Below are 18,057 nucleotides of genomic sequence, written 5' to 3' on the forward strand. Positions count from 1 at the left end.
CGAGCGGCTCACTCCCGATCCGACCGGTCTCGGCTCGGCTCATGTTCTTCCCTCTCCAGACATCGCCTGGACTTAGCCGTCAGGCGATCAGCGGGCTTACCTGGCGGCCCGTCGAGGAAACCCATGGCGCGCGCCCGCCGAATACGGCCGCTGATGGTGTTCCGGCTCATCCCCCACGCCGTCGCCAGCCGCGTGATCGGACTCCGGTATCCCTGTTCCACCAGCCGCACATACTCGCGGGACATCAGGGCGTAGTCCTGCTCGGTCTCGACTCTGTCGAGCACGACACCGGACCGGGCACCATCGATCGCGTAGCCCAGTCGCGCACGAAGTTCCTTCGTCGTCCTGCGGATCTCCGCCATGGAGATCGATCGCATGAGTTCCGCCGTGATGCCGTCCGTCCCCGCTACGGCGTCGAGGTCGGCGGGAGGATCGATACGAAGGCTGGAAGGGCCGTCCCATGGCGCGCCCAGAACGCTCACCACGGTCAACCTCCAGCCGTGCAACTCGGCCTCATGGACGAGTTGTTCTCCGTCCACGCGCCATCCCTCAGGCAGTTCGGCGTCTCCACGTTCACTGGTCACCAGTCGAACATAGCGCGACACACAGCAGCCACCATGTGCCGGGTGGCCCCCGGACACACGCGAAGCATAGAACATGAAACACGACCCACGCCATGTTCCGTGTTTCACGCTTCAGGAAGAATGGAGGCGCCCCCCGAAGGACGCCTCCTGTGCTCAGCCTCTTACGGCAGGTTGCGCGCCATCACGATGCGCTGAACCTGGTTCGTTCCTTCGTATATTTGGGTGATCTTCGCATCGCGCATCATGCGCTCGACCGGGTAGTCGCGGGTGTAGCCGTAGCCGCCGAGGAGCTGGACGGCGTCGACCGTCACCTCCATCGCCACGTCCGAGGCGAAGCACTTGGCCGCCGCGCCCTGGAAGGTGAGGTTCTTGTCGCCTCGCTCGGACGCGGCTGCCGCCTGGTAGGTCAGGGCGCGGGCGGCCTCGATCTTCATGGCCATGTCGGCGAGCATGAACTGGATGCCCTGGAAGTCGGCGATCGGCTTGCCGAACTGCTTGCGCTCCTTGACGTAGCCCTTGGCGTAGTCGAGGGCGCCCTGGGCGATGCCGAGGGCCTGGGCCGCGATCGTGATGCGGGTGTGGTCCAGGGTCTTCATCGCCGTGGCGAAACCGGTGCCCTCCGCGCCGATCATGCGGTCGGCCGGGATACGGACGTTGTCGAGGTAGACCTCGCGGGTCGGGGAGCCCTTGATGCCGAGCTTCTTCTCCGGGGCGCCGAAGGAGACACCCTCGTCGGACTTCTCGACGACGAAGGCGCTGATGCCCTTGCTGCGCTTCTCGGGGTCCGTCACCGCCATCACCGTGTAGTACTCGCTGACGCCCGCGTTGGTGATCCAGCGCTTCACGCCGTTGAGGATGTAGTGGTCGCCGTCGCGGACCGCCTTCGTCTTCATGCCGGCCGCGTCGGAGCCCGCGTCCGGCTCGGAGAGGGCGTACGAGAACATCGCGTCGCCCTTGGCGAGCGGGGTCATGTACCGCTTCTTCAGGTCCTCGGAGCCGGAGAGGATCACGGGGAGCGAGCCCAGCTTGTTCACCGCGGGGATGAGGGAGGAGGACGCGCAGACCCGCGCCACCTCCTCGATCACGATCACCGTGGCCAGCGCGTCCGCGCCGGTGCCGCCGTACTCCTCGGGTACGTGGACGGCGTGCAGGTCGTTCGCCACGAGGGCGTCGAGGGCCTCCTGCGGGAAGCGGGACTCCTCGTCCACCGCTGCGGCGTACGGCGCGATCTTCGCCTCGGCCAGTGAGCGGATCGCGTCGCGGAGCATGTCGTGCTCCTCTGACGGGCGGTACAGGTCGAAGTCAGCCGATCCGGCCAAGGTCTCTCACGCTCCAAGGACGCTGTGATGACGGTGCTAATTACCGTTAAGTAACCCAAATTTTAGGGGCCCGCCCACGGGAGTGATACGTGAGCTTGGCGACAGGGGGAAAACTGCCCGTCAGGACCTCCGACTATGCTCGGGCGCGCATCGCCCCCGTACACCTTCTGGAGCATTCATGGCCCTCAAGATCACCGTGATCGGCACCGGCTACCTGGGCGCCACGCACGCCGCGGCCATGGCCGAGCTGGGCTTCGAGGTGCTGGGTCTTGACGTCGTGCCCGAGAAGATCGCGATGCTCCAGCGGGGTGAGGTCCCGATGTACGAACCGGGGCTGGAGGAGCTGCTCCGCAAGCACGTCGCCGGGATCGAGGGCTCCACCGGACGGCTGCGCTTCACCATGGACTGGGCCGAGGTCGCGGAGTTCGGCGACGTCCACTTCGTGTGCGTGAACACCCCGCAGAAGCACGGCGAGTACGCCTGCGACATGTCGTACGTCGACGGGGCCTTCGAGCTGCTCGCCCCGCACCTCACCCGCCCCGCGCTCGTCGTCGGCAAGTCCACCGTGCCGGTGGGCTCCGCGGACCGGCTGGCCGCATACCTGGCCGAGCACGCGCCCGCCGGGGAGGACGCCGAGCTGGCCTGGAACCCGGAGTTCCTGCGCGAGGGGTTCGCCGTCCAGGACACGCTGCATCCGGACCGGATCGTGGTCGGCGTACGGAGCGAGCGGGCCGAGCGGCTGATGCGCGAGGTGTACGCCGTGCCGATCGGGGCCGGGTCGCCGTTCGTCGTGACCGACTTCCCGACCGCCGAGCTGGTGAAGACCGCCGCGAACTCCTTCCTCGCCACCAAGATCTCCTTCATCAACGCCATGGCCGAGGTCTGCGAGGCCGGGAACGGCGATGTCGTGAAGCTGGCCGAGGCGATCGGGCACGACGAGCGGATCGGGAAGAAGTTCCTGCGGGCGGGTATCGGGTTCGGCGGCGGGTGTCTGCCCAAGGACATCCGGGCGTTCATGGCGCGCGCCGGTGAGCTCGGTGCCGACCAGGCGCTGACCTTCCTGCGCGAGATCGACTCCATCAACATGCGGCGGCGCGGGGCGATGGTGGAGATGACGCGCGAGGCGCTCGGCGGCGGGTCCTTCCTGGGCAAGCGGGTCGCCGTGCTCGGCGCCACGTTCAAGCCCGACTCGGACGACGTACGCGACTCCCCCGCACTGAACGTCGCCGGCCAGATCCACCTCCAGGGCGGCCAGGTCACGGTGTACGACCCGAAGGGCATGCCCAACGCGCTACGGCTGTTCCCGACGCTGGGCTACGCGGACACCGCCGTGGAGGCCGTGCGGGGCGCCGATGTCGTCCTGCACCTGACGGAGTGGCGGGAGTTCCGCGAGCTGGACCCGGCGGCGCTCGGCGAGGCCGTACGCGCCCGGGTGGTCCTCGACGGGCGCAACGCGCTCGACCCGCAGCTGTGGCGGAAGGCGGGCTGGACGTTCCGCGCGATGGGCCGTCCCACGGCGTAGGCAGCGGCCCGCAGGCAAGGCGACGCCGGTCCGGCCGAGGCTCAGTCGGCCGGACCGGCGTCTGGCTGCATTCTGCACCACTGGGCCGTGCTCGGCGCGCGGACCGCTCAAGTCGCCCCCGGCTAGGGCTACTTGGCCCGGTACCGGCGCATCTTCGCGCGCGCCCCGCACACCGCCATCGAGCACCAGCGGCCCCGGCCGGCCGGGCTGCGGTCGTAGTACGCCCAGTGGCAGGTGGGGGCCTCGCAGGCCTTGAGGCGGGGCCAGGTGCCCGCGACGAGGGACTCGGCGATCGTCGCGGCGATGCGGGAGAGCAGGGGTTCCGCGTCGGCGGACTCTATGTGCGCCGAGCCGTCGCGTGTGTCGACCGCGACCAACAGCGGGGCCCGGGAGAGCAGTTCGCCGAGCGGGGTCACGTCCTGGTGCGCGGGGTGGCCCGCGTGGGCGAGCAGGGTGGCGCGCAGGGACTCGCGCAGTTCGCGGGCGCGCGGCACCTCGTCCTCGGTCAGTCCGAAGCGCGCCCGGCCGTCCGCCGTGTCGAGTTCGTCGGCGCCCGCCTCGATGTCCAGCGTGTTGACCAGCGCCTCGATCAGGGCCAGGTCGCCGGGGGCGGAAACTCTCTCACTCATGCTTGCGACGTTACCTCCAATGCGGGAGCATGCAGTAACCGTTACCACATAATGCCATCCGCAGGTAACAAGGAGGAGTCCGTCATGGCCATCGCCATCGCCGAGCTGGGTGCCGTCGTCCTGGACTGTCCCGACCCCCGCGCACTCGCCGGTTTCTACGCCGGGATCCTGGGCGGCACCGTCGAGGGCGAGGGGGACTGGGTGGACCTGAAACTGCCGGGAGGACGGTCACTGGCGTTCCAGAAGGCTCCAGGGCACGTACCGCCGAAGTGGCCCGCGCCCGGCGACTCGCAGCAGTTCCACCTCGACCTGACCGTCGCGGACCTGGACGCGGCCGAGAAGGGCGTCCTGGCGCTGGGCGCGACGCCGCTGGACACTGAGGACCGCTCGCGCACGTGGCGTGTGTACGCCGACCCGGCGGGGCACCCGTTCTGCCTCTGCGCCTGCTGACGTCAATCCCGGAGATTCTGGAGATTCTGGAGGTCACCATGTCCGCCGTGGCACGTTTCCGTTCCACCGTGATCGACTGCCCGGACCCGCTCGCGCTCGCCGCGTTCTACGCCGGGATCCTGGGCGGCACGCCCCACGCCGCCGACGACGAATGGGTCGTACTCGATATTCCGGACGGGCCGCGGATCGCCTTCCAGCGGGCGACCGACTACACCCCACCGGAGTGGCCGCGCGCGGACCGGCCGCAGCAGTTCCATCTCGACTTCGACGCCGGGTCGACCTGGGAGGAGATCGAGGCGGCCGAGAGTGCCGTACTGGCCCTCGGCGCGCGGGTGTTGGAGCGGCAGGACAAGGAGGACTTCCGGGTGTACGCCGATCCGGCAGGGCATCCCTTCTGCCTCTGCCGGATCAACCACTAGCCGAGGATCTACCCGTCCAGCTCGGCGATCTTCGCCGTGGACGGCTCGCGGCGCTGCTGGGCGGCGCGGGACGTGAAGTCGGCGCTGCGCAGGACGCGTTGGACGTTGCCCCAGCTCAGCAGGGCGAGGTCGGGCTCGGGCCAGCCGCGGTGGAGGAGTTCGGCGATGAGGTTCGGGTAGCAGGAGGCGTCGGCGAGGTCCTGCGGGTGGGCCGTACCGGCGTCGTAGGTGCCGGACAGGGCGACGCACTCGCGGCCCGCGACCTCGCGGACGTGGTCGAGGTGGTCGGCGACGTCCCGGACGGACGGGCCGGTCTGCTCGGCGGTGAGCGGCACCATGCACAGGCCCTTGGCGGCGCCGACCGCGGCGAGGAGTTCGTCGGAGAGGTTCGCCGGGTGCGGGCGCAGGCTGCGGGCGGCGGAGCGGGTGAACAGGACCGGCGCCTTGGAGACCGCGAGGGTGCGGCGGACCGTGCCGTCGGAGGCGCCGGAGAGGTCGGCGAGCACGCCGAGGCGGTTCATCTCGCGGACGACCTCCTCGCCGAACCGGGTCAGCCCGGCCTCGCTCGCCCAGGACACCCCGGCCAGCGTGAGGACCCGTAGGCCCAGCGCGTGCAGGGAGCGCAGGATGCCCAGGGAGTCGCCGAGCGCGGTGGCTCCGGCGGGGCCGAGCAGCACGGCGATACGGCCGCAGTTGCGCACGTCGGTGGTCTGCCCTGCGGTGTACGCCAGGCGCAGGCCCTCGGGGTGGGCGCGGACCACCGTGTTCACCAGGTCCAGCTGTTCCAGGGTGGCGCCGACCGCCCGGTCCCCGGCGAGGCCCTCGGGCAGGTGCAGCGACCAGAACAGGGCGCCGACATGGCCCTCGCGCAGCCGCGGCACATCGGTGTCCACGGAACTCTCGCCCAGCTCCAGGTCGAACCACGGCAGGTGCCGCAGCGCCCACGGCAGCCCGCTGTAGCCGTCCGCGACCGGGTGCGCGGCGAGGATGGCGCGGGCGCGCTCCAGGGGGGCCGCCTCGGGGTCGGAGACGGGGTCGTACGGTTCCGCGCTGTCCGGTGGGAAGGGCTCACCGGGAAAGGGCTCGTGGACCAAGTCGTCGAGCTCGCCGACCTCGGTCGTCGAGTGCAGTTGGTCCTGGAGGTCGGCCATGGCGGGCTCCGTACGTCGTTACGGCAGTACGGTCACCGTCGCACGCTGACGAGGGGGCTACCTGGTGAGCGGGGCGTTCGGGGTACGGGCGCGGGAGTGGGCGCTCCCGCGCCGCGCCGGTCAGCCGTCCAGCGACTCGATCGTCGCGTTCGACGGCCCACGTGTCGCCCGGATCTCCCGCGCCACGTCCTCCGCCGCGCCCAGCACCCGTACCGCGTTCTGCCAGGTCAGCTTGGCCAGGTCGGGCCTGGACCAGCCGCGGTCCAGCAGCTCCGCGATCAGGTTCGGGTAGCCGGAGACGTCGTTCAGGCCGTCGGGGGTGAAGGCCGTGCCGTCGTAGTCGCCGCCGATGCCGAGGTGGTCGACGCCCGCGATCTCGCGCATGTGGTCGAGGTGGTCGGCGACGGTGGAGACCGTGGCGACCGGGCGCGGGTTGAGCTCCTCGAAGGCGCGGTGCACCTTCATCGCCTCGGGCGTGGTCTCCAGGTGGTGCAGGCCGTGCGCGCGCATGTTCTCGTCGGCCGCGGCCGTCCAGTCCACGGCGGCCTGGAGCACGAACTTCGGCACGAACGTCACCATCGCCATGCCGCCGTTGGCCGGCAGCCGCTCCAGCACGTCGTCCGGGATGTTGCGCGGGTGATCACAGACGGCCTGCGACGACGAGTGGGAGAAGATCACCGGTGCGCTCGTCGCGTCCAGCGCGTCACGCATCGTCGTCGCCGCGACGTGCGAGAGGTCGACGAGCATGCCCTCGCGGTTCATCTCCCGCACGACCTCACGGCCGAAGGCCGACAGACCGCCCACGCCCGGCTCGTCCGTCGCCGAGTCCGCCCAGGCGTTGTTGTCGTTGTGGGTGAGCGTCATGTAGCGGACGCCGAGGGCGTACAACCCCCGTAGCGTGGCAAGGGAGTTGGCGATCGAGTGCCCGCCCTCCGCGCCCATCAACGAGGCGATACGACCCTCATCGCGCGCCGACTCCATGTCCGCGGCGGTCAGCGCGGGCGCCAGGTCCTGCGGGTAGCGGGCCAGCAACTGCCGTACGCAGTCGATCTGTTCCAGCGTCATCGGCACCGGGTCGGGCAGGTCCGAGCGCACGTACACCGACCAGTACTGCGCGCCGACGCCGCCCTCGCGCAGGCGCGGGATGTCGGTGTGCAGATGGGCGTTCTGGTGTACGGCGATGTCGCGGGCGTCGAGGTCGTAGCGGACCTGGTTGCGCAGCGCCCAGGGCAGGTCGTTGTGCCCGTCGACCACCGGGAACTCACGCAGGAGTTCCCGCGCCTCGTCGAGTGAAGTCATCCCCGTCACTTCCCGAAGCCGAAGCCGCTGCCGGAGCCCTCGGCCTTGGCGCGCAGGCGCTTGCCCTTCTCGGTGGCCTGGTCGTTCAGCTCCTGCTGGAAGTCCCGCATACGGACGAGGAGTTCCTCGTCGTGCGTGGCCAGGATGCGGGCCGCGAGCAGGCCCGCGTTGCGCGCACCGGCGACCGAGACGGTGGCGACGGGCACACCGGCCGGCATCTGCACGATGGAGAGCAACGAGTCCATGCCGTCCAGGTACTTCAGGGGTACGGGGACGCCGATCACCGGCAGCGGGGTCACCGAGGCGAGCATCCCGGGGAGGTGGGCGGCGCCGCCCGCGCCCGCGATGATCACCTTGAGGCCGCGGCCGTCGGCCTGCTCGCCGTACGTGATCATCTCGCGCGGCATGCGGTGCGCGGAGAGGACGTCGACCTCGTACGCGATCTCGAACTCGTCGAGGGCCTTCGCGGCGGCCTCCATGACGGACCAGTCGGAGTCCGACCCCATGACGATTCCAACGACAGGGCTCATTCGGTGATCGTGCCTCTCAGGTAGCCGGCTGCGTGACGGGCGCGGTCGAGCACGTCGTCCAGATCGGCGCCGTAGGTGTTGACGTGGCCCACCTTGCGGCCGGGCTTCACGTCCTTGCCGTACATATGGATCTTCAGCTGGGGGTCGCGGGCCATGCAGTGCAGGTACGCGGAGTACATGTCCGGGTAGTCGCCGCCGAGCACGTTACACATCACGGTCCATGTGTCACGTGCGCGCGGATCGCCCAGGGGGAGGTCGAGGACGGCGCGGACGTGGTTGGCGAACTGGCTGGTGATCGCGCCGTCCTGCGTCCAGTGGCCCGAGTTGTGCGGGCGCATGGCGAGTTCGTTGACGAGGATGCGGCCGTCGCCGGTCTGGAACAGCTCGACGGCGAGATGGCCGACGACACCGAGTTCCTTGGCGATGCGCAGCGCCATCTCCTCGGCCTGCAGCGCGAGGGACTCGTCGAGGCCGGGGGCGGGCGCGATGACCGTGTCGCAGACGCCGTTCACCTGCTGGGACTCGACGACCGGGTAGGCGACCGCCTGGCCGTGCGGGGAGCGTACGACGTTCGCCGCCAGCTCCCGCACGAAGTCGACCTTCTCCTCGGCGAGGACCGGGACGCCGGCCCGGAAGGGTTCGGCGGCCTCCTCCACGGAGTCGACGACCCACACGCCCTTGCCGTCGTAGCCACCGCGGACGGTCTTGAGGACGACGGGAAAGCCGTCCCCCTCCGCCGCGAAGGCGACCACGTCCGCCGGGTCGGCGACGATGCGGTGCCTCGGGCACGGCACACCGATCTCGACGAGCTTCGCCCGCATCACGCCCTTGTCCTGGGCGTGCACGAGCGCGTCCGGGCCCGGGCGCACGGGGATGCCGTCCGCCTCCAGAGCGCGCAGATGCTCGGTGGGTACGTGTTCGTGATCGAAGGTGATCACATCGCAGCCCCGCGCGAAGTCACGCAGCGTGTCGAGGTCGCGGTAGTCGCCGATGACGACATCGCCGACGACCTGCGCCGCGGAATCCTGAGGGGTGTCACTGAGAAGCTTGAATTTGATGCCGAGCGGGATGCCCGCCTCGTGTGTCATACGAGCGAGCTGCCCCCCGCCGACCATGCCGACTACCGGGAACGTCACTCCCCCAGGGTATCGGTCACGCCACGGCGGCCCGATTTCCGTACCTCTTACCGTTCTTTTCCGGGTCTCTTCCCAACCTGTGAGCGGCTTCACGGGCGCCGGAGGAAAGCGGTGGCTAGCATGGCTTGGTCGACGAATCCGAGATGACAGGGGCCTGCACAACCATGGAACGTGGTTCCGAAGGGCCTTTCAAACGGCTCGCGCGAGAGGTTGCCAAGTTCGGCGCGGTGGGCGTGGTGGGCACCGTGGTGAATTTCGCGGTCTCCAACCTGCTGTGGCATCTGACCAGCCTGCAGGCCGTGCGCGCCAACGTGATCGCCACGATTGTCGCCATCGCGTGCAACTACATCGGCTTCCGCTACTTCACCTACCGTGACCGCGACAAGAGCGCCCGCACCAAGGAACTCACCCTGTTCCTGGCGTTCAGCCTGGTCGGCCTGGTGATCGAGAACGGCATCCTGTTCGCGGCGATCTACGGCTTCGGCTGGGACAGCTCGCTGCAGCGCAACGTCTTCAAGGTGCTCGGCATCGGCATCGCGACGCTGTTCCGCTTCTGGTCCTACCGCAGCTGGGTGTTCAAGGCGCTGCCGGCCGAGGACGAAGAGGAAGAAGCCGAGGCCCCGGTCGCGGAGTCCTTTCTGAAGCCCCAGCCCCAGCCGGAGCCGCTGCCCCGCCCCAAGCAGCACGTGAGCTGAAACACCCTCTTTCTCCGGCTCAGCGGACCGTGGGCTCCTCTTCCTCCACCAGCGGCCGCTTCGTGGGCGGCGTACGCGACAGGAACAGCCCGAACACCGGCGGCTGCGCCTGCAACATCTCCAGCCGCCCGCCGTCCGCCTCCGCGAGGTCACGCGCGACCGCCAGACCGATCCCCGTCGAGTTGCGGCCACTGATCGTGCGCTCGAAGATGCGGGCGCCGAGATCGGTGGGCACTCCGGGGCCCTCGTCCGTCACCTCTACGACGGACTGGTTGCCGGTGACGCGGGTGCGCAGGGCGACCGTGCCGCCGCCGTGCATCAGGGAGTTCTCGATCAGCGCGGCCAGCACCTGCGCGACGGCGCCCGGGGTGCCGACGGCCTGCAGATGCCGCTTGCCCGAGCTGACGATCGCGCGGCCCGCACTGCGGTAGGCGGGACGCCACTCGGCGAGCTGCTGTTGGATGACCTCGTCGAGGTCGAAGGAGACGGCGGAGCCGGTACGGGGGTCACGCGCGTTCGTCAGCAACCGCTCCACGACGTCCGTGAGCCGCTCGACCTGCGTCAACGCGATCGTCGCCTCCTCCTTCACCGTGTCCGGGTCGTCGGTGAGGGTGATCTCCTCCAGCCGCATGGACAACGCGGTGAGAGGCGTACGCAGTTGGTGGGAGGCGTCCGCGGCGAGCCTGCGCTCGGCGGTGAGCATACGGGCGATGCGCTCGGCGGAGGCGTCGAGAACATCGGCGACCCGGTCCAACTCGGGCACGCTGTACCGCTTGTGCCGGGGACGCGGATCACCGGACCCGAGCCGCTCGGCGGTCTCCGCGAGGTCGGTGAGCGGCGAGGCGAGCCGGTTGGCCTGCCGTACCGCGAGCAGCACTGCGGCCACTACGGCGAGCAGGGCGACCGCGCCGATGATCAGCAGGGTCCGCCCGACCTCACGAGTCACCGTGGAGCGCGGCTCCTCGACGGTGACCGTCTCGCCCTCCTCGCCCTTGGCGGTGGAGCGGATCACGTCACCCGTCGGTTTGGTGCCGACCGCGATCACCGGGTCACCCGGGATGCGGATCACGGCGTACCGATCCTCCGTGACCTGGGTGCGCAGCACCTCCGAGTCGACGATCTCCGCCCCGAGAATCCGGCTGTCCACGATGCTGGCCAGCCTGAGCGCCTCGGAATCCACGCGTTCCTGGGCGCTGTTGCTGATGGTCCGCGTCTCCACGATGACAAGAGACACACCAAAGACAGCGATCACGACGAGCACGACGGCAAGCGTGGACTGAATAAGACGACGACGCACGGCACTCTCCGAGAAACGGCGACTTCAGCGCCCTAGAGGGGCGCGGGGAACTGCGCGACCAGCCACACACAGCCAGCACCCGCGCACCCACCCAAGCCACCACGGCGATGTCGCGCGTAGACCGACCTAGCTCTTCTCGAACCGGAACCCGACACCCCGCACAGTGGCGATGTACCGGGGGTTCGCCGCATCGTCACCGAGCTTCTTCCGCAGCCAGGAGATGTGCATGTCGAGGGTCTTCGTCGACGACCACCACGTCGTGTCCCAGACCTCACGCATCAACTGATCCCTGGTGACAACCCGCCCGGCATCCCGCACGAGCACCCGCAGCAGGTCGAACTCCTTGGCGGTGAGCTGGAGTTCCTCGTCACCCATCCACGCCCGGTGCGATTCGACGTCGATACGGACGCCGTGTGTGGCGGGCGGCTGCGCGGGCTCGGCCGCGCCGCGCCGGAGCAGGGCCCGGACACGGGCGAGCAGTTCGGCGAGCCGGAAGGGTTTGGTGACGTAGTCGTCGGCGCCCGCGTCGAGGCCGACGACGGTGTCCACCTCGTCGGCGCGTGCGGTCAGGATGAGGATGGGGACGGTGTGGCCCTCGGCGCGCAGTCGGCGGGCGACTTCCAGGCCGTCCATGCCGGGCAGGCCCAGGTCCAGGACACACAGGTCGATGCCGCCCTGGATGCCGGCGTCGAGCGCTGTCGGTCCGTCCTCGCGCACCTCGACCTCGTAACCTTCCCGTCGCAAAGCGCGGGCCAGCGGCTCCGAGATGGACGCGTCGTCCTCGGCGAGCAGTACACGGGTCATGAGGTGATGGTAGTCCGCCTCGGACAGCGGTCGGGGTGTGATCGCCACGAGTGATTCTTACCTTGGGGCAAGTCGGAATCGCTGCGGTGAAGAATCCGGTCCGAACCTGTGCCTGTGGGGTGCCATCCTTGTATCCACCTTCGAAAGACCGACCGCGGTTCCACTTCTCCCTGTGATCGATCTCTCAAGTCCTTCCATATCCGGCAGTGTCCTGCCGTATGGTGACCTGAACGCCTGCAGCAACACAGGGGACCTTTGGCGAGCATTTACTGCTGAAGGTCTCTTTTGTGTGCGGGTTGGCTGTTGCCAGCCTTGAAAGGAATGACCTGTGGCCGGGCCCGAGCGCAGTACGCGCAGGGCGTGGATCCCAGTGGTCGCCGTCCACCGCCCCGTGACCCGGGGCGGACTCCCCGAGGGCGTGGGGACGGACGTGCCGATCCCGCCGGTGCCGGCCGCCCCCCACCGGGCGCGCAACCGCTCTTGCATGCGCGTCCCGAACCAGCAAGGAACGACCATGGCGTCCAGCCTGACGAAGGACTCGGTGACTCCGGGCACCCCCGGTTCCGAGAAGACCTTCTTCGGCCACCCCCGCGGACTGGCCACTCTCTTCATGACCGAGATGTGGGAGCGATTCTCCTACTACGGCATGAAGGCTCTGCTCCCGCTGTACCTGGTGGCACCGGGCGGCCTGCACATGAGCGCGGCCACCGCGACCGCGATCTACTCGGTGTACCTGTCGCTCGTGTACCTGCTCGCCCTGCCCGGCGGCTGGTTCGCGGACCGTGTCCTCGGCCCCCGCAAGACGGTCGCCGTCGCCGGCGTGATCATCATGCTCGGCCACCTCACCCTGGCCCTCCCGTCCTCGGGCACGTTCTTCGCGGGCCTCGGCCTGGTGGCGATCGGCTCCGGTCTCCTGAAGGCCAACATCTCCACGATGGTCGGCCACCTCTACGACGGCCCGGACGACCCGCGCCGCGACGGCGGCTTCACGCTCTTCTACATCGGCATCAACGTCGGCGCCTTCGCCGCGCCGCTGGCCATCGGCACCGTCGGCGAGAACGTCAACTGGCACTTCGGCTTCGCGCTCGCCGCGGTCGGCATGGCCATCGGCCTCGCCCAGTACCTGATCGGCACGCGCCACCTCAGCTCCCGCTCGGACATCGTCCCCACGCCGCTGTCCGCCGAGGAGAAGGCGGCCACGCTGCGCAAGTCGGCACTGTGGGCGGCCGTCGCGGTCGTCTTCTACGCGGTCGTCGGCTTCTCCGGCCACTACACGCTGAACTGGCTGCTGGTCCCGATCACCGTCGCGGGCCTGCTCATCCCCGTCGTCGTCATCGCCCGCATCAAGCGCGACAAGGACCTCGACCGCTCCGAGCAGTCGAAGATGTCCGCGTACATCTGGTTCTTCGTCGCCGCGGCCGTGTTCTGGATGATCTACGACCAGGGCGGCTCGACGGTGTCCCTGTTCGCCGACTCCTCGGCGAAGAACACCGTCTTCGGCTGGAACTTCCCGATCTCCTGGTACCAGTCGGTCAACCCGGTCCTCATCATGGCGCTGGCCCCGGTCTTCGCCTGGGCCTGGCTGGCCCTGGCCCGCCGCGGCAAGGAGCCGAGCACGGCGACGAAGTTCGCGATGGGCCTGGTCCTGATCGGCGCGTCCTTCTTCCTCTTCCTCGCCCCGCTCGCCATCGCCGACGGCGGTCACAAGGCGGCGGCGATGTGGCTGGTGGCGATCTACTTCGTCCAGACGGTCGGCGAGCTGACCCTCTCCCCCGTCGGCCTGTCGGTCACCACGAAGATGGCTCCGGCCAAGTACGCCTCCCAGATGATGGGCGTCTGGTTCCTCGCCGTCACGGCGGGCGACGCGACGACGGGCCTCCTGTCCATCGCGGGCGTCGACCTGAACAAGACGGGCATCGTGACGCTGCAGGCGGCCCTTGCCGTCCTCGCGGGCGCGGCGGTGTGGATGTACCGCAAGAAGGTCAAGGAACTCATGGGCGACGTGCACTGACGTTCGTCTGCAAAGGGCCGCTGCATCCTTCGGGGTACGGCGGCCCTTTCGTGTTCCGGCGTTTCCCGGTGAACGTTGAGCCACTCGCTTCTTGGCCAGTGTCGGGCTTCCACGGCCCGAGTAAAGGGCGCTCCCTACGGTCGCGTCGGCTACGCCGATTCCGCTGCGCTCCACCCTTGACTCAACCCGCTCCAGCCCGTTTCAGAAGCGAGCGAGCGGCCCGGAGGAACGGGTGGCCCAGCCATGAATTCCCTTGCCTGTACTGCGTTCTTGGCCGGGGTGGAGGGACGCGTCAGCGTCTCGCCAGCACGCCGGGCCGTCTCAGCGGCCAACCGCGAGTGGGTGAGTGAGTGAGCGCGCGCGTGGGTGGGTGGGTGGGTGGGTGGGTGGGTGGGGGTGCTGGAAGGTGTGTGGGTCAGACTAACCATTCACCCGCCCCATGACTGGTTAGAAAAGACCCCACACCGCAGAGAGTGGTGGGTGCGGAAGTGTGATGCCCGACGCGCTCGCCCCACCGGCCGCCAGTCGCCGACGGCCGTCAGTCGTCGGTGACCGGCCCGGAGGCTCCATCTATCCATCCTCCATCCCGCCTGTTGCGGGTGTCCCCACTCACCGTTGGCCGCTAAGCCTGCCCGGCGTGCTGGCGAGACGCGAGCGCGCCCCCTCACCCCGGCCCGGAACGCAGTACAGGCAAGGGAATTCATAGCTGGGCCACCCATCCCTCACGGCCGCCCGCTCGCTTCTCTCACGGGATTGCGTGAGACGAGTCAAGGGTGACCCGAAGGGGCATCGCCGCAGGCGACGCGACCGCAGGGAGCGCCCTTTACTCGGCTCGCGCAATCCCGACACTGGCAAAGAAGCGGGCGGCCAACCAGCACTTGTCTACCGCAGCCGCCTCCGCCCCGGCATGAACGTGAACACCGCCACGCCCAACAGGATCGCCGTACCGGACACCAGGCCCAGCGCCTTCAGCCCGCCGTGGCTGTCGTAACCCGTCTCCGCCAAGCCTCCCGAGGTCGACGTCGACGTACCGCCGGACGCGCCGCTCGCCTGCTCGGTGGTGTCGAGGGTCAGCGAGACCTCCGACTTCGTGGGCGTACAAGTCGTGGTCGTACCAAGGGCTTTGACGGTCAGGACGCCGGGTGACAGCGTCGACGTACCGCTCGCGCCCGGCTTGTACGTGCCTGTCAGGTCCGGGATCTCGATGGGGTCGCCGGACTTGATGGCGGAGGAGTTCGTCGGGCCCTCGACGTGGACCGTGCCCTTGTCGGCGCCGCCCAGGACCACCTCCATCGACGGTTTCACGGAGTCCGCCGGGATGTCGGCCGGGCTGTCCATCACCGACCCGTTGAACTTCACGGCGAGGTCGTAACTCCCGCCGTCCTTCGTGGCGTTGATCTGCACGGGCGAGGTCGCGTTCTTGTCACCGATCGGCGTCTTGCACGCGTACGGGACGGAGACCTCCTTGCCGGTGAAGTCCGTCTGACCGGTTCCGGTGCCGTCGCTGGCGCTCGCCGACGCGGATGCCGATGTCGATGCCGATGTCGAGTCACTGGGCGATGCTGACTCCGAGGCGGATTCCGATGCCGATGCCGACGCGGAGGTCGACGTCGAGTCCGATGGAGTGGGGGACGTGCTCGATGAACTGCCGTCCCCCGCCGTCACGTTGATCGTCGCTGAGGGCGAGACCGTCGCCGTTGGTGTGCACTTCGTGTCCGTCGAGAACGCGTTGACCGTGTACGCGTCCGGTGTCAGCGTCACCGACCCCGCCGTCGTCAGCTTCAACGTGCCCTTCATGTCGGACAGCTTCATGGCCGCGCCCTTGGGGATCGCCGGGTTCTCGCGCGGGCCCAGCATCGCGATGTCGGCGGTCTGCGCGCCTTTGGCCTTCAAAGTCCCGGACGGCTGGACCGAGTTGGCCGGCAGGTCGATGATGTTGGGGTTCTTGGACGCGGCTTGTGTGAACTTCCAGACGATGTCGACCGTGTCGCCGACCTTCGCCGTGGCCGGCGCGGTGATCTCGACCTTGGTGGTGCCGTCGACCGGGTCTATGCCGGCGGGCGGCACGCAGTGGGTGGCGTAGGACACCTCGGCGGCCTGTGCGGTCCCGGCGGTCAGGCCGAGTGCGAGGCCCGCACCGCCGAGTACCAGCGCGAACGTGGCCGCGCCCGCTCTCCGTACACCGCCTCCGCCGGCCGGTGTGACTCTCCTTCGCTTGCTCACGTAAGTCCCTTCCTGGTGGGAGTCGTCGGACTCGTCGGACTGTCGTCGTGCGGTGCGGAGAGCCGACCGGCCGTGCCCGGATCGGAGTCCGGGGTGAACCACGGCAGGGTCGAGGTCGTGGGGGCGGCTGCGGCTGCTTCCCGGGAAGCGGCGGTCGCTTGGCCGAACTTGGTTATGCGCAGGGTGAGTTGGGTGGGCATGCGAAGGCCCCGGTGTCGGGGTGGGCCCGTGCTGCGGCCCGCCCTGCGTGGCCGTATGCGGTCCACCACTGCCATTCCGACGCGGAACACCGCTGCCGGTACGACCACGCAGAGCAGGATCCAGAACAGGGTCACGCCCCACGGACGGCCCACGCCCCACGGCTGGTCGGCGAGCACTCGTCCGCCGTATTTCAGCGAGACGTTGTAGTCGCCGTGCGCCCCGGCCGACAGTTCGACCGGGAGTTTGACCTCCGCCTTTCCGCCGGGCGCGATCGTGCCGCTGAACTGCTGGTCGTCCCATTGCGGCGCGAACACCCCGTGGGAGGTGCCTACTTGGAAGACGGGGTTCTTGACGGCGGACGAGCCGGCGTTGCCGACGGTGAAGACCAGCGTGCGGGACGGCGGCGCCCCGAACCAGGTCAGCAGCCCGCTCGATCCGTCCAGCCGGGTGTCGGACAGGACCGACAGGCGTCCGGCGGACGGTTCCGTGGGCAGGGGTTCGACCGCGTGTCCGGCCACCTGGAAGACGGTGTCCGCGGACGCGCTCGCCCCGGTCACCGTCGCCACATGCACTACGCACGGGCATGGCACCGGTGGTTCGGAGACCGGCAGCTTCTTGCTGAAAACGCCCTTGGCGTCCGTGGTGACGGCCCTGCCGTCCGCGTTCGCACAGGAGTTGGTCCCGCCGATCACCCCGCGCGCGGGTGTCGCCTGCCCGCAGATCAGCACCATGAGCAGGGCGTGCGCCCGCCAGCCGCTGCCGGAGACGGTGATCGAACCGCCCGTTCCCGCCTGCGACTTGGAGAGCTTCACACTCGGCCCGCCCGCCGCCGCGGCAGGCGTCGCCCCCGCCAAGGGCAGCAGGAGCAGCGCGAGTACCGCCACCAGCGCCGGAATCCGCACCTTGCCGCTCACGTCACCGCTCCCGTCAACTCGGTCTGCGTGCACGGGTGTTCGGCTGCTTCGTCGCCTTCAGACGTGCGATGCCGTCGACGTCGTACGAGAAGCAGCGCGGCGCCGGTCGCCAGTACGGCACCGGCTCCCGCCACCGCTCCCCACGGCACGAACCGTGTCGACACGTCCGCCGTGTCGTGGGCGCCGCCCGTCGCCGTGACCGTGAGGCGTACGTCCACCGCGTCCAGGGCGGGGCGGTCGGGCCAGGGTTCGCTCAACGCGAGGCGTTGGCCGGGCCGAAGTCGGACGGGGAGGGTGCGTGGGGTGCGGTCCAGGAGGGTGCCGAAGACGCCGGTGGCGCGGATGGCGAGTTTCGGGGTGAGGGGTGTGGTGCCGCGGTTGACCAGTTCGTACGTGATGCGGTCGCCGTGGACCGCCACGTGTTCGACGGTCAGTGCTGACAACGTCGGTCCGGACACGTGGAGTTGGAGTCGTACCGTTGCTTCCCGGCCCTTCGCGTCCCGCGCCACGATCGTGGCGGTGTGGTCGCCGGGGGCGGTGGTCGCCGGGACGTTCACGGTGAACGGGATGTCGGCGCGGGTGCGGGCGGGGACCCGGACTCCCGTGTCGGCGAAGGTGATCGGGACGCCCGTGGCGTGCAGTCGTACGGTGACCGGGCGGGTGGTGGGGTTGGTCACGGACACCGTGTCCTGGAGGGGTGTGCCGGGCTCGCCCTCGGCGTAGAACGTCGGGCGTTCGCCGCCCGCGGGCGCGACGGTCCATCCCTCGGCGGCCGTTGCGGCCGGTGCGGCCGTCAGGAGGGCGAGGAGGGACAGGCACAGGACGCGGGCGGTCGACGACAGCATGGGCGGCTCCAGCGGGCTTGCGGGGGGC

17 protein-coding genes are annotated in these 18,057 nt (G+C 69.4%); 5 read left to right on the forward strand and 12 right to left on the reverse strand.

Annotated elements, in window-relative coordinates; all coding sequences use genetic code 11:
- Positions 1 to 8: 8 nt before the first annotated feature.
- Positions 9 to 584, reverse strand: a complete 576-nt coding sequence (locus AB0I69_RS46410) for a hypothetical protein (RefSeq protein WP_363101891.1) — start codon at positions 582 to 584, stop codon at positions 9 to 11.
- A gap of 161 nt (positions 585 to 745) precedes the next feature.
- Positions 746 to 1,903 carry an acyl-CoA dehydrogenase gene (locus AB0I69_RS46415; RefSeq protein ID WP_317885619.1) on the reverse strand — a complete coding sequence of 386 codons (1,158 nt, stop codon included), beginning with the start codon at positions 1,901 to 1,903 and terminating at the stop codon, positions 746 to 748.
- A gap of 178 nt (positions 1,904 to 2,081) precedes the next feature.
- Here AB0I69_RS46415 and AB0I69_RS46420 point away from each other — a divergent pair, with 178 nt between their 5' ends.
- Positions 2,082 to 3,425 (forward strand): UDP-glucose/GDP-mannose dehydrogenase family protein, encoded by a 1,344-nt coding sequence (locus AB0I69_RS46420; RefSeq protein WP_363101892.1) that lies wholly within the window; start codon positions 2,082 to 2,084, stop codon positions 3,423 to 3,425.
- Between the two features lie 128 nt (positions 3,426 to 3,553).
- Here the strand turns inward: AB0I69_RS46420 and AB0I69_RS46425 are convergent, their stop codons facing one another.
- A complete protein-coding gene (locus tag AB0I69_RS46425; RefSeq protein WP_363101893.1) occupies positions 3,554 to 4,054 on the reverse strand; it encodes a CGNR zinc finger domain-containing protein in 501 nt (166 codons plus the stop codon).
- Between the two features lie 90 nt (positions 4,055 to 4,144).
- Between AB0I69_RS46425 and AB0I69_RS46430 the strand changes: the two genes are divergently transcribed.
- Together AB0I69_RS46430 and AB0I69_RS46435 are read left to right on the forward strand one after the other, a co-directional pair.
- Positions 4,145 to 4,504, forward strand: coding sequence for a VOC family protein (locus tag AB0I69_RS46430; RefSeq protein WP_363101924.1), 360 nt, complete (start codon positions 4,145 to 4,147; stop codon positions 4,502 to 4,504).
- A gap of 38 nt (positions 4,505 to 4,542) precedes the next feature.
- Positions 4,543 to 4,923: a VOC family protein gene (locus tag AB0I69_RS46435; protein WP_363101894.1), complete on the forward strand. Its 381-nt coding sequence runs from the start codon at positions 4,543 to 4,545 to the stop codon at positions 4,921 to 4,923.
- Positions 4,924 to 4,931: 8 nt separating this feature from the next.
- Here the strand turns inward: AB0I69_RS46435 and AB0I69_RS46440 are convergent, their stop codons facing one another.
- From AB0I69_RS46440 to AB0I69_RS46455, 4 genes are all read right to left on the reverse strand, one after another.
- Positions 4,932 to 6,074, reverse strand: a complete 1,143-nt coding sequence (locus AB0I69_RS46440; RefSeq protein WP_363101895.1) for a dipeptidase — start codon at positions 6,072 to 6,074, stop codon at positions 4,932 to 4,934.
- Positions 6,075 to 6,194: 120 nt separating this feature from the next.
- A complete protein-coding gene (locus AB0I69_RS46445) occupies positions 6,195 to 7,373 on the reverse strand; it encodes a dipeptidase (protein ID WP_363101896.1) in 1,179 nt (392 codons plus the stop codon).
- 5 nt (positions 7,374 to 7,378) lie between these two features.
- Positions 7,379 to 7,903, reverse strand: coding sequence for a 5-(carboxyamino)imidazole ribonucleotide mutase (purE, locus tag AB0I69_RS46450; protein ID WP_363101897.1), 525 nt, complete (start codon positions 7,901 to 7,903; stop codon positions 7,379 to 7,381).
- Entirely contained in the window at positions 7,900 to 9,075 is a 1,176-nt protein-coding gene (locus AB0I69_RS46455; protein WP_363101925.1) for a 5-(carboxyamino)imidazole ribonucleotide synthase, read from the reverse strand. Before AB0I69_RS46455 ends, purE begins: the two co-directional genes overlap by 4 nt.
- Positions 9,076 to 9,203: 128 nt before the next feature.
- On the opposite strand from AB0I69_RS46455, the gene AB0I69_RS46460 reads away from it, so the two are divergent.
- Positions 9,204 to 9,734, forward strand: a complete 531-nt coding sequence (locus tag AB0I69_RS46460) for a GtrA family protein (protein ID WP_363101926.1) — start codon at positions 9,204 to 9,206, stop codon at positions 9,732 to 9,734.
- Positions 9,735 to 9,753: 19 nt separating this feature from the next.
- On the opposite strand, the gene AB0I69_RS46465 is transcribed toward AB0I69_RS46460, so the two are convergent.
- Together AB0I69_RS46465 and AB0I69_RS46470 are read right to left on the reverse strand one after the other, a co-directional pair.
- Positions 9,754 to 11,031, reverse strand: a complete 1,278-nt coding sequence (locus AB0I69_RS46465; protein ID WP_363101898.1) for an ATP-binding protein — start codon at positions 11,029 to 11,031, stop codon at positions 9,754 to 9,756.
- 126 nt (positions 11,032 to 11,157) lie between these two features.
- Positions 11,158 to 11,835, reverse strand: coding sequence for a response regulator transcription factor (locus AB0I69_RS46470; RefSeq protein WP_174447603.1), 678 nt, complete (start codon positions 11,833 to 11,835; stop codon positions 11,158 to 11,160).
- Positions 11,836 to 12,349: 514 nt separating this feature from the next.
- On the opposite strand from AB0I69_RS46470, the gene AB0I69_RS46475 reads away from it, so the two are divergent.
- Positions 12,350 to 13,846 carry an oligopeptide:H+ symporter gene (locus AB0I69_RS46475; RefSeq protein WP_363101899.1) on the forward strand — a complete coding sequence of 499 codons (1,497 nt, stop codon included), beginning with the start codon at positions 12,350 to 12,352 and terminating at the stop codon, positions 13,844 to 13,846.
- Between the two features lie 882 nt (positions 13,847 to 14,728).
- Here the strand turns inward: AB0I69_RS46475 and AB0I69_RS46480 are convergent.
- From AB0I69_RS46480 to AB0I69_RS46490, 3 genes are read right to left on the reverse strand one after another with little or no spacing between them, the layout of a single operon-like run.
- Positions 14,729 to 16,069 carry a hypothetical protein gene (locus AB0I69_RS46480; protein ID WP_363101900.1) on the reverse strand — a complete coding sequence of 447 codons (1,341 nt, stop codon included), beginning with the start codon at positions 16,067 to 16,069 and terminating at the stop codon, positions 14,729 to 14,731.
- Entirely contained in the window at positions 16,066 to 17,184 is a 1,119-nt protein-coding gene (locus AB0I69_RS46485; RefSeq protein WP_363101901.1) for a hypothetical protein, read from the reverse strand. The genes AB0I69_RS46480 and AB0I69_RS46485 overlap by 4 nt, the downstream gene beginning before the upstream one ends.
- Entirely contained in the window at positions 17,181 to 18,026 is an 846-nt protein-coding gene (locus tag AB0I69_RS46490; RefSeq protein WP_363101927.1) for a hypothetical protein, read from the reverse strand. Before AB0I69_RS46490 ends, AB0I69_RS46485 begins: the two co-directional genes overlap by 4 nt.
- Positions 18,027 to 18,057 lie beyond the last annotated feature (31 nt).

This window comes from Streptomyces sp. NPDC050508, assembly GCF_040655155.1.
GTDB lineage: Bacteria > Actinomycetota > Actinomycetes > Streptomycetales > Streptomycetaceae > Streptomyces.

Coding starts and splice junctions, on each gene's coding strand:
- AB0I69_RS46445 (WP_363101896.1), bottom strand. CDS start 7,373: ATGACTTCACTCGACGAGGCGCGGGAACTCCTGCGTGAGTTCCCGGTG.
- AB0I69_RS46470 (WP_174447603.1), bottom strand. CDS start 11,835: ATGACCCGTGTACTGCTCGCCGAGGACGACGCGTCCATCTCGGAGCCG.
- AB0I69_RS46435 (WP_363101894.1), top strand. CDS start 4,543: ATGTCCGCCGTGGCACGTTTCCGTTCCACCGTGATCGACTGCCCGGAC.
- AB0I69_RS46440 (WP_363101895.1), bottom strand. CDS start 6,074: ATGGCCGACCTCCAGGACCAACTGCACTCGACGACCGAGGTCGGCGAG.
- AB0I69_RS46425 (WP_363101893.1), bottom strand. CDS start 4,054: ATGAGTGAGAGAGTTTCCGCCCCCGGCGACCTGGCCCTGATCGAGGCG.
- AB0I69_RS46420 (WP_363101892.1), top strand. CDS start 2,082: ATGGCCCTCAAGATCACCGTGATCGGCACCGGCTACCTGGGCGCCACG.
- AB0I69_RS46460 (WP_363101926.1), top strand. CDS start 9,204: ATGGAACGTGGTTCCGAAGGGCCTTTCAAACGGCTCGCGCGAGAGGTT.
- AB0I69_RS46475 (WP_363101899.1), top strand. CDS start 12,350: ATGGCGTCCAGCCTGACGAAGGACTCGGTGACTCCGGGCACCCCCGGT.
- purE (WP_363101897.1), bottom strand. CDS start 7,903: ATGAGCCCTGTCGTTGGAATCGTCATGGGGTCGGACTCCGACTGGTCC.